Source organism: Cryomorpha ignava (assembly GCF_010686655.1).
Classification (GTDB): Bacteria; Bacteroidota; Bacteroidia; order Flavobacteriales_D; family Cryomorphaceae; genus Cryomorpha; species Cryomorpha ignava.
Genome location: NZ_JAAGVY010000064.1, coordinates 1 through 15747, shown reverse-complemented (window position 1 = coordinate 15747; position 15747 = coordinate 1). Strand labels below are relative to the sequence as shown.

The window sequence follows — 15747 nt, the reverse complement described above, 5'->3', positions numbered from 1 at the left end:
TGACTCACTTGACCATCAACTATTCTGAAAGCTCATACCAGGAAGTTGCAGAATGCGACAGCTACGATTGGATGGGAATGACTTACACCGAAAGTGGTCTGTACATCAACACTGGTGAAACAGCTGCAGGATGTGCTAAAGTTGACTCATTACAATTGACAATCAATGGTTCATTAAGCTCATACACAGAAGTTACCGAGTGTAACAGCTTCGAGTGGAACGGTGAAGAATACAATGTAAGTGGACTTTACATCAATAATGGCGAAACTCCAAACGGATGTGCCATCGTTGACTCACTTCAACTGACAATCAACTACGACTCTAGCTCATACGATGAAGCCACGGCTTGTGATTCTTATGAGTGGATGGGAATGACTTACACCGAAAGTGGTCTGTACATCAACACTGGTGAAACAGCTGTAGGATGTGCTAAAGTTGATTCACTTCAATTGACTATCAACTACTCTTCAAGTTCTTATGCAGAAGTTGAGGCGTGTGAGTCCTTTGAGTGGATGGGTGTTGAATACCTTGAATCAGGGTTATATATCGTTGATGGCCTAAATGATGCCGGATGTGTACAAACCGATTCATTAGACTTAACAATTACACTTCCAACAGAATCTACTGAAGAGGTTGCTACTTGTAGCCCTTATGAGTGGAATGGTGAAATTTATACAGAGACTGGTCTATACAGCTATGTCGACGAAAGTGGTGTATGTCCGCATACTTTCTACCTTGACCTTACAATAGGTGGCGACGACTGTAATAATGATGGTGACTGTGAGAACTTCTCTACATTCTACGTTAATCATGGTCCTGGAGTCAGCGGGTCAAATCTTTACAGAGTTAACTTTGTAGGCAATGAAGCACAACTAGAATTCCTCACAAATGTTCAGTTCGAAGCTCATATTGCATACAGTGCATCTGACGATGTAGTTTATTTAGCAAATGCTAATGGATCATTCGTTCGCGCTTACAGCGTGAGTACGAATGTCTCGCTTGGAGATTTACCATTGGATTCTGGTTTAAATGGCTTATATGCAGTTGTTTACAACGACGCGGACGGATTGCTCTACTTGGGTAGCGACAATGCAAATAAGATTTATACGGTTGATCCGAATGGAGATGGTTCACATACATTCTTTGCCAATGGAGCTGTTCAAGGTGGTGATCTTGCTTTCCAAAATGGTAAACTATTTCTTGGTACACGAGACGGAAACAAACTGTATGAGATTGTTGAGGCTGGCAGCCCAATACTTGTAGGATCTATTCCGGCAAATATCAATGGGTTGGCTGCCGCTAATAATTCTTCGGGTGCAGTTATGACCAACAGCGGTAGTAGTGTAATGACCGAAGTCGATGTAACTTCAACAGGTGTTGTTCGCACATACGATATCACTCTTGGTGGCGCAGTTTTTACAGCGAATAATGGCGACATGGCTTCCGGTTGTGGAGATGGTGGAGACCTGGAAGATTGTACAAACTTCAAGTACTTCTATATTGCAAATAACACTCCGGGAGTGGCTAATGGAACTGTATTTGAAGGAACAATTGTAGGAGGCGACGTGATTCTTACTGAATTGTTTGAATCTGGAATTAACGGACATATTGCCGTTAATGAACAAGACGAACTACTCTACGTGGTTAATGGAAACGGTAGCAGTATCAGCACTTATGATATGGTTGGTAACCTGTTGTTAAACACACCTCTTTCAGGGTTGAATAGTACTTATGCTGTCGCATACGATCCTACGGACGAAAAATTGTTTATAGGAAGTGCAAATCAGAATAAGGTGTATAAAGTTGATCCTATTACAGGGGCTAAAACTGTGTTTGCCGCAAGCGTTCCGGTAAGTGGTGGCGACATAATTCTAAGCAATGGTGAAGTATTCCTGATAGAAAGAGGAAATACTGTTTCTAAACTTTACAATATCACTTCTGGTGATGATGTGTTTGTTGCGAACATTGCTGCAAATATAAATGGTGCTTCCGGTACTCCTACAAATGGATTGCTCGTAGCTCATGGTGCCGGATCTAATTCATTCGTTAAGTATGATATTGACGGTTCGAATGCTTTAGAACTAACAGCTCGTGATTCAGAAGGTAACTTGTTTACCCTTGTAGATGGAGATATGGCAGGAGGGTGCTTTAGCGGTGATCCTGGTACTGATGATTGTGAGTTTGTAATGTATCTGGCTCACGATCAAAATCTGGGTGTAGGTGGAATTACCGAAATCTATGCCATGACTATCAACCCGGATAATACAACAAGCAATACGTTGTTAACTACAGTTGATTTCCCATGCCATGGTATCGCATATTCGCCTGAAGGTAATGAAGGAGAGCTGTACTTGGTAAAAACTGTTCAGGGTAGCTCAAGCTTTATCGTTTGGGATATTGAGACTAACAGTCAAATAGGCGGGCCAATTGAAATGAAAACAGCAGGTGGCCAAAATATTCCGAATGTTCCAAACGCGGTATATAGAAATGGAATTCTCTATGCAGCATCGTATAATCACAACAAGGTTTATCTTATAGACCCAAGTACTGGTATAGCATCTGCGTCTGTATCAATAAATGTGAATGGCGGTGACCTTGTATTTGATGGAAACGGAGATTTGTGGTATATCCAAAGATATCTCCAGTCATTTACCAATCTAACTGCAGGTGGTTCATTTACTGTTCCATTGACAAACATTCACGGTGTTGCCTTAATGCCAAATGGAAACTTTATGGTGGCCAATGGTGATGGTGGATCTCAATTTTATGAAGTAGATCCTGCAGCCGGTGCACTCGTACCAGGTTCAGTTTTCGAAACAGGAATTAGCTTGCTATGGGGAGACCTTACTGGAGTGGAATGTGCAATAGATGAAGACACTCCTCCACAAATGGCGGGAACTTATAACGCTGCATTTGATACAGATATGGAGCGAACAGCAGTGTTGAGTTCACAACCGAATCCTACTGCCGGTGCATCAAAGGTGATATTTAGCGTACCAAGTACGGTATCTACTACACTTGAAGTGTACGACATGAATGGAAGAAATGTAGGTACAATCTTTAATCAGATTGCTAATAAAGATCAGGTTTACACTGTTGACTTTAACGGAAGCGATCTTCCAAACGGAGTTTACATTTACCGATTGACTACAAACAATAGCACAATCATCGAGAAATTTATGATCGCGAGATAATTTGAATAACAGAAAGCAGTGTAAAATCCCGATCGGTTCGCCGGTCGGGATTTTTCTATATCTGTTCCACAAATAAATGTTTTGTGTTTGATCCGCCCGTTTTGCGGTAGATATAAAAAACTTTGTCGTTGAGCACTTTTATTTTTTCGGGATAAGAATAATAAAGATTTATGACCTCGTGGCTTTCGCCCGAAAACGGATCAATTTTACGAAGTGCTTTTATTCCAGATTTTTCAAAAACCCCATAGAATGCTCTGGTTTTGCTATCATTAATAATTTCATCCTTAAACTTCAACGTGTGGTTTTGAAGGTATTGTATTTCTATTGAGTCAAGATTTGCACCGCTTGCCGTATGCAAGAAAATTTGACTTGAATGTTGGTCAAAAATAAACACACTGTCGCCAAAATTAAAAAGAGGAGCATAGAGCTTCTGATAGTAAAGATGGTTAGGAAACCCGCTCATATATGCCCCGAAAATCTCTTTGTCGATTCCTGTTTTATATTCCAGTCTTATGGCTTTTAGCTTGTCATGATTAGAAAGATACTTGTATTCAGCTCTGAAAAGCTCCATTGTAAAGTCGTCTCTAATCGTTCTCACAAGATTCTTCTTATCCGAATTTTTACTCAAAGCGAAATAGTTGAATTCCGGATAATCCCATTCGTAATCGCTAAAGAAATAGTGAGTCGCTGATGCACCGCAAAGTGGTTTTATGTAAACATCAAATTCCTCGGGGTCTAATTCTGAAAGTAGGAGCCTACCCAATTTAAAGTCGATAAGTGCTATTTTATTGACACCGAGAATAAAGACTTGGCCAAGTGGATCTTTGTAGAAGCCATGGATTAAATCGGGTAGGGGAAGAGAGTCAATGATAGAACCAATTGGCGAAATCAGCAATAGCTTGCAGCCGATATACATTGATTTGCACTGCTCATTTCCTTTTCTAAAAAGTTTTTCCCTTTCATAAGTCATAACCAATAAGCTGTCGTTCCAAAACTCAAAATCGAAAACATGGGTTTTGGCCGGAGCAAAGATTCGTATTGGTTTTGTGTCAACCCGTACTTCCGGAAGTGTATTAATCTGTGATTCTAATTCCAAAATTATATGATTGGGAAAAGGCGGTGCGAGTAAAAAGGAAGTATCGCGATAGCTAATGTGCGAAACATGAACTTTTTGCTTATCCATAATTTTCATCAAAACCAATCCATTTCTATTTGAAATCGCGTGCTTTCCGCGATGTTCAATATGTACATTTACAATTGGCTGACCAGAAGTTTTGTCAGCGATCTTAAATTGGACAACCTGACAAAGCACAATCTGCGGTAGCAGAAAATAAAAAATGGTGAGGACGTGTGTAAATTTTAGCATCAAAATTGAGATGCTTACTTTATCGGGTTTCCATAAAATATAGACGGCCAAACCACCCATGGAATGCAATGATAAAGGAATGGTAGTACCAGCCGATTAAAGGCATGAGATGTAGAAATCAGGGTCTACCTAAGGCTGGAAAATCTAATGAACAATATGCCATCTATTTTGCAAATTACACTTTCGACCTGTTATGGCTTCGCCAATTTTCAGGATTCCAAAACCTAATCCACCGGTTAGAATACCTGAAATGATAAAAGCACCTATAAAAATAGTATCTATCGATAAAAAAATAGCTCCTAAAATCAAACCCGCGCCGCTCACAACAATAGCGGCGGCTCCAATTACAATTAAGACCGTGCCTGCTATTTGGGCTGCAGTGGAAGAGTAGAGTTTTAATTTTTTAATCTGATCTACGTGAAAAGTCATTGCTCGATCGTCCATTGAAAGTTGCAAACTATCACCGTTTAAAGATACAAAGTTCCCTAGGTAAATTGATTTGTCAAGTAGCCAAATTTGAATTTTATCACCTTCGTGAATCACCAACTCCTTTTCGGGGACGATACTTCGAATTATAAGGCTGTCTTGATTGTTTGCCAAAAAACCGCAGCTAGCCTCATTGGCAAACCCGAACAAAATGTTATTGAAAATTGTAACAAATAAAACAAGGATGAGGAATTTTATGGCTTTCATTTTTGTTTGCAGCTAGTACGCAGGGGTTAGGCCCTGGTCCGTTAGTGATGATAAAGCGTTACGACTATTCTCAACTTTCACTTTCTTGAGATCCACAACTGCTGTGTCGCTCCACCTATCGTGAATTCCACGAGAATCGCTACCAAAAAAAGAAAATGCTTCGAAAGGTACGAGTCGGCTACCTGATTTTTTTAGAATGGCGCTGAAAGTTAACGGCGACCCATCGTGCATCACCGTCTTGGTATTGGTAATGTATTTTCCGACTGTACGCCCTTTGAGAGCCCATTCGAGACAAACAAAAAACAGGAAATAAAACACTGCCGACAGGAGTCGTCCCAAAATGGGTGCATCGAGCATTTCCAGCGTATAGGAAGAGCCGAGAATATCATCTAATAAAATAAATACCACAGCGACCGCAATAAAGAAAATATAAAATATGATCGTGTCAACCAGTAAGTTAACAAATCTTTTCGATCGTTCTGCGAGAACAAAATCCGAGGGTGCTTCAATTGATTTTAGCCTCTCTTCATCTAGTATTTCTGTAGTCATAGCTTTTAATTAATGCCTAAAGATGAAGAAATCTTAAAATAAATCAAATAAAAATTGATTTAATTTAGAAGTAAGATGATTTTAAGCTGAAAGATAAATGATTAGCTCTAATTTGTATTTGAGAGCCCCACATTTTATTTTCATAAGAATGAATATGAGATAAGATTTTTAAATTCTTTAATTTTTTGAGAGGGTCGTGCTGTCGTGTAACAATTTGAAAATACTAACACTTCTACAAGCTCAGTGCAACGCATCTCGCTAGCTAGGTGGGTAACTCTATTTTTTTTTCATATGTACCCCTCCAAACTTGAATCAACAAAATCTAGAGTGCTCAATACAGAGCGTCGAGTTAATTTTCAACACACTTTCAGGGTCTTACGATAATTCTACTATTTTCCTTAATACGCAATACTCACTACGCAATACTCACTACGCAATACTCACTACGCAATACTCACTACGCAATACTCACTACGCAATACTCACTACTAAATACTAAATACTCAATACTCAATACTCAATACAATTTAAACAATCCTGGCAATCATAATAGTATGTTCTTCTTTTGTTCCGTCGGTTTTGTTGTAATTCACGGTTGATTTTTCGATCAGTTCAAAGCCACATTTATTCAGGCATTTAAGAATGTAATCACTTTCATGAAAATAAAAATAAGTTCTGTGGCCGGTACTCCCTGTTTGAAAACCGGATTTTGCGTATTTTCCATCAACGAAACTCAGGTATAAAACACCATCGCTGTAAAGCAACTGACGGCAATCTTTTATTAACTTCTTCACGTCTGGTTTAGAGAGATAAGGAATGCAAAACCCGCATACGATGCCGTGAAATCGTTTTGATATCATTTGAATATTCCTTGCGTCCATTTCATAATAGCTACCTGCCGGATTATACAGTTTTGCATATTCTATCATGGCTGGCGCCACATCTATTCCTACTACTTCCGCATCGACAATATGGGAAAATATGTATTTTGAAATATTTCCGGGACCACATCCTATTTCCAGAACTTCTGGTTCTTTTTTCGGCAAAAGATTACAAAAATTCTCATAGCCAGTATTATAGAGCTCAAGCTCCATGAATTTGGCTGAGTATGTAGCAGCTATTTTATTCCAAGTTGAGAATGTTTCCTGATATCTGCTCATGGCATGCTTATATTAGATTAAAAAGTTGATTTCTTAATAGACTATTCAAATGATTCGCAGCCTGTTTCAGATTTGCAATTTACGATATCAAGACGAGAAAAATTGTGTATTTTCGTAGATTTTTAACCATGCAATGGCATCAACTAAATCATCATCAAATACCAAAGTGATTAATTCACAGCCTTTTTTGAAAGGAGGAGGTAAGATGGGCGAATTGGTGCGTCACAAAAATTGGACTGGAACGCCGTTGGGCGATCCCGACCGCTGGCATCATAGCCTTAAAACGATGGTAGCTGTAATGCTCAATAATCCTTTTGGTAATTATATAGCCTGGGGTCGTGAATTTACGCAGATATACAACGATGGATACATTCCGATTATTGGAAAAAATAAACATCCAGATGCACTTGGCATCAGTTCCAAAGTCACTTTCGGTGAATTTTGGCATATAATAGAGCCCCTTTACGAAAAGGTGATGAATGGTGAGGCGGTAAGCTTTGAAGATTACGAATTGCAGATTGATAGAAACGGATATCCGGAAACAGTATATTTTGATTTTTCATACTCTCCTATTTTTATTGATAATGGAGATGTAGGTGGTATCTTGGTCACAGTAGTTGAAACTACTGAAAAGAAGAAAACAGAGTTAGCTCTAAAGGAAAGTAATTCCCAGTTAGAATTTGCAATTGAGGCTGGCAAGTTAGGAACATTTGAATTTAATCCGGCTACTAACATCTTTTCGGCCAACGATCGTTTTAAAAAATGGCATGGTCTGTCCACAAAAGGACAAGTAAACTTGCAGGATGCAATTGATGCCATTAGCGAATCTGAAAGAGAAAATGTAATCCGTGATATTAAAATCGCGCTCGAATATGAAAAAGGTGGGCAGTATGATATTATCTACACCCTTCAGCATCCCAATGGAAAACGGAAGCGAATAGTTCGTGCCAAAGGACGCGCATGGTTTAATGAACAAAAAGAAGCCTTTCGTTTTAATGGCACCTTACAGGATATTACCGAGAGTGAAATCAATGCACGCAAACTCGTTGAAAACGAGCGCCACCTTCGATTAATAATTGATCAGGCTCCGGTAGCAATTGGCATTTTCAGTGGATCCGATTTGGTCATTGAAATGGCCAATTCGCGGGCACTGAAATTATGGGGAAGAACTGAAAAAGAAATTATTGGAATTCCAATCCGTAAGGCAATACCTGAATTGGTAGAGCAAGGGATACCTGATTTACTCGAATCAGTATATGCCACAGAAGTACCCTTTAGAACGAGTGAAAAACTGATTAATCTTTTAAGGGACGGAAATTTAGAACCTACTTATATCAGCTTTTCTTTTGAACCCATTTATGATTCTGACGAGAATGTGCGCGCAGTTATGGCAATGGGTATAGACGTAACAGAGCAAATTTTGGCTCGTTTAAAAATTGAAGAAAGCGGGCAACGTGTTAAAAATGTGATAGATAATGCCCCATTTCCTATCGGTGTATATATTGGAGCTGAAATGAAAGTTGAACTTGCAAATCAGTCTATAATTGACGCCTGGGGAAAGGGTAATGATGTGATCGGCAAGTCTTATAAAACAATTAATCCTGAATTGGAAAATCAGGGAATTTTTAAACAGCTCGATAAAGTTTATACAGAGGGAGAGCCGTTTAGAGCCCGCAATCAAAGCGTTAATATTGAGACTGATGGTGAGTTAAAGCCTTTCTTTTTTAATTATGAGTTTACGCCGTTGTACGATACCAAAGGCAGTATTTACGGCATAATGAATACTGCCGCAGATGTTACTGATTTAAACCTGGCGAATATAAAATTAGAAGAAAGTGAGAGGCGTTTTCGGGAATCTGTTAAGCAGGCTCCACTGGGAATTGCGATTGTGCGCGGAGAAGATTTTGTTTTTGAGCTTGCAAATGAAACCTACCTTCAAATAATAAACCGGGAAGAAGAAGAAGTGCTAAACCAACCTATCTTTACGCTTCTACCCGAAGTCCGAAACGCCATTGAGCCTACTTTCAAAGAGGTTTTCGCAACTGGAGTGCCATTTCATGCGCCAGAACTTCCAGTGAATTTAAAGCGCAATGGAGTCGAAGAACTTACCTTCTTTAATTTAACTTATCATCCTTTAATTGAAACAAACAATTTGGTTTCGGGGATAATGGTTATTGCAACCGAGGTAACTGATGCTGTTAATGCCAAAAAGACACTCGCTCAAAGTGAACAGCACTTCAGAAGTATGGTTAGGGAGTCGCCTATGGCCATGACGGTATTGCGTGGTGATGACCTTGTAATTGAAATGGCTAATTCAAAAATGCTAAATACCTTTTGGCAAAAAACACAAGATGAGGTAATTGGAAGAAATTTACTCGATGTTTTTCCGGAGCTTCATGAGCAAAAATATCCGCAATTATTAAAGAATGTACTAAAAGACGGAAAAAAACAGAGTGATACCGAGAGTGTTGCAATAATAAAGCATGGCGAAGAATTAAAAAGGTTTTATATAGATTTCGAATACGCGCCATTGTTGGATGAAGCCGGTTTGGTATCTGGAATAATTGTTACCGCCAATGATGTTACCTCAAAAATTGAATCGAGAAAATCGCTAGAAAATGCTGAAGAGCGTATTCGTATAGCAACTGAAGCAACTGAATTGGCCACATGGGAATTATATTTAGCAAATAGAACGCTAGTTCATTCACCACGGCTATCTGAAATATTTGGGCAACCTGCTGATAAGAAAATTTCTTATGAAGCGTTTAGAAATCAGATTTTCGAAGATGACGTTGAAAACGTTGTTAAACGAGCAATGAAAGTAGCTTTAGCAACGGGGATTTATAAATACGAGGCACGCATTTTAAAAATCAATGGAAAGTTGGCATGGATAAGTGTTCACGGTAAAGTGTTTTTTGATGATAATGAAAACCCTTTAAATATTATTGGTACCGTGAGAGATATTACAGTAGAAATGCTTCAGCAGAAAGCGCTTGAAGACAGTGAACAAACATTTAGAACGCTTGCCAATACTATGCCCCAATTTGTTTGGACCAGCGATCCCAAAGGAAATCTCACCTATTTTAATAATTCGGTATATGATTATTCCGGAATGAACCATACCGAACTGTTAGGGGGAGGATGGATAAATATGGTGCATGCCGATGATAGAGAGAGAAATATTGAAGTATGGCTAACATCTATGAAATCTGGTGTTGATTTCCTTTTTGAACATCGGTTCGAGCGTTATGATGGTGAGTATAGATGGCAGCTGAGTCGGGCTATTCCACAAAAGGATCGAGATGGCAATATATTGATGTGGGTTGGGGCCAGCACCGATATTCAGAAAATGAAGGAATTAGAAGAGCAAAAGGATTTCTTTATCGGTATGGCGAGCCACGAGTTAAAAACACCTGTAACATCCATAAAAGGTTATGTGCAAATATTGCAGAGCATGTATTCCGAAACTGATGATGAATTTTTGATCAATTCATTAAATATTGTTGACCGCCAAATAATCACCCTTACAAGCCTCATTTCCGATCTGTTGGATCTATCCAAAATAAAATCGGGACACCTTGTGCTAAATAAATCAACTTTTTCTGTAAACGAATTCCTTAGAGAGTATATTTCTGAAATTCAGCAGATTAATAGCACATGCAGTATCTTTTTTAAGGAGAGCCAAAATAGAGAGGTCTTCGCCGACAAAGAGCGATTAGGGCAGGTACTAATAAACTTTTTAACCAATGCCATAAAATATTCAAATGGTAATTGTGATGTGTTTGTAGTCCATAAATTTGAGAAGGAAAGCATGACTATTTCGGTAAGAGATTTGGGAATTGGAATTAGTAAAAAGAACCAGAAGAAAATTTTTGAAAGATTTTATCGAGTGGAGGGCAAAGATGAAAAGACGTATCCTGGTTTTGGTATTGGACTGAATATAGCCGCTGAAATTATTGAGCGGCACAAGGGGAAAATACGAGTAGAAAGCGAGCCTGGAAAAGGTTCAACTTTTAGTTTTTCTATACCTACAGATTTAAATTAAACAAATGAAAGCGCCTGACAATACCCATATACTTATTATTGACGACAATGAAGATATTGTTTTTATGCTCAAAGCAATGCTCACATTGAAAGGCTATTTGGTAGATGTAAGAACCAATACTGATAAACTGGAAGAGCATCTTCTTAAGAAAAGGCCTAATTTAATCTTAATGGATATGTTGCTGTCCGGTAGTGATGGAAGGGAAATTTGCAAAAAGCTGAAGGCAAATAAAGCGTTTTCAGACATTCCAATCATTATGATATCTGCTCATCCTACAGCTAAGCATGATTGCCTTAAGGCAGGATCTGATTTCTTTTTGGCCAAACCGTTTGACATGAAAAACCTCTTTGAAAAAGTGCACGAAGCGCTGTAGTGTGATGCGCTATTGTTTGGTGTTCTTCATTTCTCATATTCACTGTTGCTCCTGAAGTTCGAAGGAGTAAGTGACAATAAGTTGATACTTAAAGATCTTTTAAATCTGATCGTGATTCTTAGAAAAGTATACAATCGTGACAAGGTGGTTATACAATCATGACAAGGTGGTTATACAATCATGACAAGGTGGTTATTCCGATTCCACACTCGTGCGGAAAATCATGCCCTGTTTATTTTACATTTTATTGCTTAAAACACTCTTAAGCCTTTGAAAATTAGAAGGTAAGATGTAAGGTTGTATTTTTGGAACGGTTTTTCTAAGGTTGTTGGTTCATTTCAAAAAATTTTTATCATGGGAAATACAAAAAACGTTTACGATCAGGAAGCTATTGAAAAACTACAAGAATTGACGCATGAAAAAACCTGCATGTTTTGTACGCACGACACATCGGGCGAACTTAAAGCCAGACCAATGGCTACTAATAAAACAGATGGATATGGCAATATTTGGTTTCTTAGCGACAGGTTATCAGATTTAAATGATCAAATTATGAATAATCCTAAAGTTGATTTGCTTTATACCAATTCAAAAGACAATTCGTATTGCACAATAAAGGGAAGAGTAGAAATATCAAGAGATCAGGGTTTAATTAATGAACTTTGGAATCCAATTGCAAAAGCCTGGTTTAAGGAAGGAAAAGAAGATCCACGCATATCTGTTGTTAAAGTGATGCCTGATGAGGCTCATTATTGGGACACGAAGTCAGGAAAATTTGTGAGCTTTTTAAAATTTGCTGCAACGGCAATTACCGGAGTTAATTTAAACGATGGTCGACAGGGAGATATAAAGGTTTAATTCAGCATTAAAATAAAAGCATCCAAAACCGTGAAGGAATTGGATGCTTTCTACAATTAAAATACCTAAATCTAAAAGGGGACTACCAATTTTAAATTGGAAAACTAATTGGTAAAGATGCTAAAAAAAACTCAAGGATTTGTTTTTTGTAATTCACTATTTTCAATACGCACTAAAAATTGATTTTCAACGCTCCTTACTAAACTCCACAAATAGTTAAGGATCTTTTATTTACACAAATCTGGATTGGTATTTTACTGGCTATGCTACTTAATATAATCTTGATACTCGGAGTCTTTCTTTGTAATCGAAAGCATTTTCCCTGTATCGACCCATATCCACGCTTCCCATCTTCAAATATTTTCAGGCAACCGTTGTCGATCTCACAATCAGAAAAATCGCGCTTTATTAGTTCTACTCTGGCTAGTTCTGTAGCATCCGGTTGCCATTCATTATTATTATTATTTTTAGCAATAAGGATAAGATCGAAGTCTTCTCTATCTGAAATATGAGGTGTGAATTTCATGTTGAGGGGCTTCTTCTGCGAAGTGCTATTCTTTGAAGATTTTACGAGTACCATAAATTTTCAACTCTTCTAAATAATTACTGTGATTATTTTCCTGCAAGAATTCGATGTCTGCCATTTGGCAAAAAATCAATTCGCGGAAGCTTTTTTGACTGATCAAACAAATCATATGCCTTTTTAAGGTCAGTCCACAAACCGATATGAGCACGTTCGTTTTCATAGTTTGCTTTAAGATCTAGAAAGCTTTCATCAGCAAGCTTGCAAGGAAAAATAGTGATTGGAATCGTAGATTGTCCATTGTTTCTGGCTTCCACGCAAAACACATAAAGTTCCTCTATCTTTATATCGGTTATGGGCATGCAGCCGATGGTTTCGCAAGCCCCATGAATAAAAATATCACTTCCGGGGTTTTCATTGCCAAGAATCCGGTCAGATTTATTGGGATAATTGATACCGAGAGAAAGGTGAAATTTACTTTTGGGATTGAATCTATCTATGTGATAAAACCCTTCGGGAACCTGCTTGTCACCTTGTTTTCGTTTTGGCCCTACATCCCCGGATTTTTTGCAAACACTATAAGTTTTTAATAGTTTGTAAGAATCGACGGAGAATTCTTTTACCCAAAGTTCAATTAGCTTTTCTTGCTTAAACGCACGTAGATAAATGGAAAAGCTTTTTTCATTGATACTATTTCGGCGTAGTAGCTCCTTGATGGCGCTCTCATTATTCGCATAAGCATCACGAACCCTTGAGTAATTGAGCTGCTCGGTTTTAAATCCGGATTCAGAGATAATCATCAGTGCAAATATGATAAATAAACGAGTCAAAATTTAGTGTAGATATCGGTGAAAGTTTTAATGACAACTCAGCTCTAACTCAATAATTGCCTTAATTATTGCATAAAATTGCAAGGTATTAATGAAGGTGTTACGCTATTTATTTTTCGTTTTTGCACGCATCATTTTGAGTGAAAACCAACCTAGCAAGGCAATAACTAAAATAAGTATAGCCCAAAGCCATCGCTTGCTTTCAAATAAAGGCAAAGTGGTTTTTTGATCTTTCTTTGGGATTAGAGTGGCATCTCCCAGACTTAATGCAGCTAAACTTGTCGGAATACTGTCTTTAAATCGGGCAATATCATAACGTGGTTTTGCCGAATTTAGATTTCCATAAGCGAGATAGTAATCTGCTTTTGCTTCTGTGAATCGGGCAACAAGCTCGTGCATAAATCCATGTGCGGTAATATCGCCAATTTCTAATGGTTGATTATCACCATTTTCAATCATTATTTTAAGTCGAGAAGCGTTAATAGCAGCAAAGCTGAATGTATTTGGTTCAAAAGAATTTAATGTTCCGTTGGCCAAAGTTTGGTAGGTATATTTCATACCTTTTTCTGTCTCAATGCTATCTATGAGCTGCTTGATAATAATGGGGCGGTAATATTCAAAATCACTTTTTACTGAAATAGAAATAGAACTAATTCGAACCGTTTCGCCAAGCCCCAAATCATAAACGCTAGTTTTGCTGTTTTTTTTGGATACTTCAATTACCGAAATAGGATAGGTGTTTATCTTCCCTTCGTTGATCTGTCGGCTGGAAATAGAAGCACTCTCAAATTTTGGGTCAGTTTGGCTTTTTATTACAAGTCGATAAAATGCGTAGCGACTATCCGGGAAATTAAGCTTTGTGAAATTAAATTTTGTGTCGTCGGTGTGAATGTCCAGAATACGGTAGTCGTCAAGAATGGTAAACCACTCATTTTGATTCTGGCTACCCTCCAGCTTAATCCGCCAGTCAAAATTAGATTTATAAAAATTGAGAGAAATTTGATTAATTAAATCTTCGTTGTCAATTTGAAAAGTATAAAAATATCCGATTTCATTTTTAGAGAAATTGAGCATACTAAAACCAACTTTTTTCTCCACATTTTCGGTAGCCAAAACATTTAGCAAGTACGGCACTTCCAGCGTGTCATCATCATTTGTTATACCATAAATGCGCATATCAGAAAGTTTGTTCTGCATTTTCGCCAAAACATCTTGCGGAAGCTCAATAGTATGCCATCGATCGGTTACTCCTAATAATTCGCGTTTGTATCCGTAGCTATTTATTTGCCCAAAGGCCATAGCACTCATCAATAACAATACCGGAAAAAGGAGTCTAGCTATTTTTATCATCGGCAATATTTGCTTTATATTTATTGTAAAGAAATGAAATGATAAGCAGCAATACACCCAGCGATACAAAAACGATTGTTTTGGCTATGGTGGTTAAATGAGTTATATCGTAGAAGAATAGCTTCAGAAGGGTTATCCCAAAAAGCGCAAAGGCACCAATCCGTAAATATTGTTTTCTTTTCCAAATACCCAGGCTGATAAGAATTAGCGCATAAACACCCCATAAAATACTCAACCCGAGTTTGTATTGCTGCCCGTTTCCGGCAATATGGAGCCAGTGGATTAATTCGCTGCTCGCAACCCATAATATTGTGACGTGAAGCAAGAACCCAAACGGCAATTTGAGTGGAGCTCTGATAAAACTTTGCAATGAATACTGATAAAAAACGTAAAGTGTACCGGCAACAAACAGGAATGAGATATACCTGATAAGGATATTGAAAATCCCTGCTTCATAATTTTCGTTTAGTGATGGATCTAAATATGATTCACGCAGCTCGCTTAAAACAAAAAGTCCAGCCACCAGAAACGCAGATATTGTTAATGCATTCAAAAACAGATTTATATACCCAAAAGTTTCTTCTTTTAGCTTTTTGATATTGATAAAAGTGAGTATGGCCACAAATAGCAGGCTATAGTTGATCAGCCAAATGGATTTGAATTGCGACAGATCACTATCCCAATAATAATTTTCCCAATCCTGACCTTCCGGTGTAAAATAATAGCTCGACTTTGTAATAAGTTGATCGAAATACCCTGATATTTCTATTTGAAAAGTAAAGTATGATACCAGAATAAGAATTATA

11 protein-coding genes are annotated in these 15747 nt (G+C 37.9%); 4 read left to right on the top strand and 7 right to left on the bottom strand.

What is annotated here, in order from left to right; all coding sequences use genetic code 11:
- A partial coding sequence (locus tag G3O08_RS19235) for a T9SS type A sorting domain-containing protein (RefSeq protein ID WP_163287081.1) occupies positions 1–3194 on the top strand: 3194 nt, incomplete at its 5' end.
- 55 nt (positions 3195–3249) lie between these two features.
- Here G3O08_RS19235 and G3O08_RS19230 read toward each other — a convergent pair.
- From G3O08_RS19230 to G3O08_RS19215, 4 genes are all read right to left on the bottom strand, one after another.
- Positions 3250–4560, bottom strand: coding sequence for a hypothetical protein (locus G3O08_RS19230; RefSeq protein WP_163287080.1), 1311 nt, complete (start codon positions 4558–4560; stop codon positions 3250–3252).
- 144 nt (positions 4561–4704) lie between these two features.
- Positions 4705–5253 carry a hypothetical protein gene (locus G3O08_RS19225; protein WP_163287079.1) on the bottom strand — a complete coding sequence of 183 codons (549 nt, stop codon included), beginning with the start codon at positions 5251–5253 and terminating at the stop codon, positions 4705–4707.
- A gap of 12 nt (positions 5254–5265) precedes the next feature.
- Positions 5266–5802 (bottom strand): RDD family protein, encoded by a 537-nt coding sequence (locus G3O08_RS19220; protein ID WP_163287078.1) that lies wholly within the window; start codon positions 5800–5802, stop codon positions 5266–5268.
- A 527-nt stretch (positions 5803–6329) separates the two neighbouring features.
- Positions 6330–6962 carry a class I SAM-dependent methyltransferase gene (locus G3O08_RS19215; protein ID WP_163287077.1) on the bottom strand — a complete coding sequence of 211 codons (633 nt, stop codon included), beginning with the start codon at positions 6960–6962 and terminating at the stop codon, positions 6330–6332.
- Positions 6963–7095: 133 nt separating this feature from the next.
- Between G3O08_RS19215 and G3O08_RS19210 the strand changes: the two genes are divergently transcribed.
- The 3 genes from G3O08_RS19210 to G3O08_RS19200 all read left to right on the top strand — a co-directional run bounded on the left by G3O08_RS19210 (position 7096) and on the right by G3O08_RS19200 (position 12238).
- Complete coding sequence (locus G3O08_RS19210) at positions 7096–11007, top strand: PAS domain S-box protein (RefSeq protein ID WP_163287076.1); 3912 nt, start codon at positions 7096–7098, stop codon at positions 11005–11007.
- A gap of 4 nt (positions 11008–11011) precedes the next feature.
- A complete protein-coding gene (locus G3O08_RS19205) occupies positions 11012–11380 on the top strand; it encodes a response regulator (protein WP_163287075.1) in 369 nt (122 codons plus the stop codon).
- Between the two features lie 354 nt (positions 11381–11734).
- A complete protein-coding gene (locus G3O08_RS19200; protein ID WP_163287074.1) occupies positions 11735–12238 on the top strand; it encodes a pyridoxamine 5'-phosphate oxidase family protein in 504 nt (167 codons plus the stop codon).
- Between the two features lie 612 nt (positions 12239–12850).
- Here the strand turns inward: G3O08_RS19200 and G3O08_RS19195 are convergent.
- From G3O08_RS19195 to G3O08_RS19185, 3 genes are all read right to left on the bottom strand, one after another.
- Entirely contained in the window at positions 12851–13561 is a 711-nt protein-coding gene (locus G3O08_RS19195; RefSeq protein ID WP_163287073.1) for a L,D-transpeptidase family protein, read from the bottom strand.
- Between the two features lie 135 nt (positions 13562–13696).
- Positions 13697–14941: a DUF3999 family protein gene (locus G3O08_RS19190; RefSeq protein ID WP_163287072.1), complete on the bottom strand. Its 1245-nt coding sequence runs from the start codon at positions 14939–14941 to the stop codon at positions 13697–13699.
- A partial coding sequence (locus G3O08_RS19185; protein ID WP_163287071.1) for a DUF2339 domain-containing protein occupies positions 14925–15747 on the bottom strand: 823 nt, incomplete at its 5' end. The genes G3O08_RS19185 and G3O08_RS19190, both read right to left, overlap by 17 nt.

Excerpts from the sequence above, each read along its gene's own strand:
- G3O08_RS19205 (WP_163287075.1), top strand. The coding sequence starts at position 11,012 with ATGAAAGCGCCTGACAATACCCATATACTTATTATTGACGACAATGAA.
- G3O08_RS19200 (WP_163287074.1), top strand. The coding sequence starts at position 11,735 with ATGGGAAATACAAAAAACGTTTACGATCAGGAAGCTATTGAAAAACTA.
- G3O08_RS19225 (WP_163287079.1), bottom strand. The coding sequence starts at position 5,253 with ATGAAAGCCATAAAATTCCTCATCCTTGTTTTATTTGTTACAATTTTC.
- G3O08_RS19210 (WP_163287076.1), top strand. The coding sequence starts at position 7,096 with ATGGCATCAACTAAATCATCATCAAATACCAAAGTGATTAATTCACAG.
- G3O08_RS19195 (WP_163287073.1), bottom strand. The coding sequence starts at position 13,561 with ATGATTATCTCTGAATCCGGATTTAAAACCGAGCAGCTCAATTACTCA.
- G3O08_RS19220 (WP_163287078.1), bottom strand. The coding sequence starts at position 5,802 with ATGACTACAGAAATACTAGATGAAGAGAGGCTAAAATCAATTGAAGCA.
- G3O08_RS19230 (WP_163287080.1), bottom strand. The coding sequence starts at position 4,560 with ATGCTAAAATTTACACACGTCCTCACCATTTTTTATTTTCTGCTACCG.
- G3O08_RS19215 (WP_163287077.1), bottom strand. The coding sequence starts at position 6,962 with ATGAGCAGATATCAGGAAACATTCTCAACTTGGAATAAAATAGCTGCT.
- G3O08_RS19190 (WP_163287072.1), bottom strand. The coding sequence starts at position 14,941 with ATGATAAAAATAGCTAGACTCCTTTTTCCGGTATTGTTATTGATGAGT.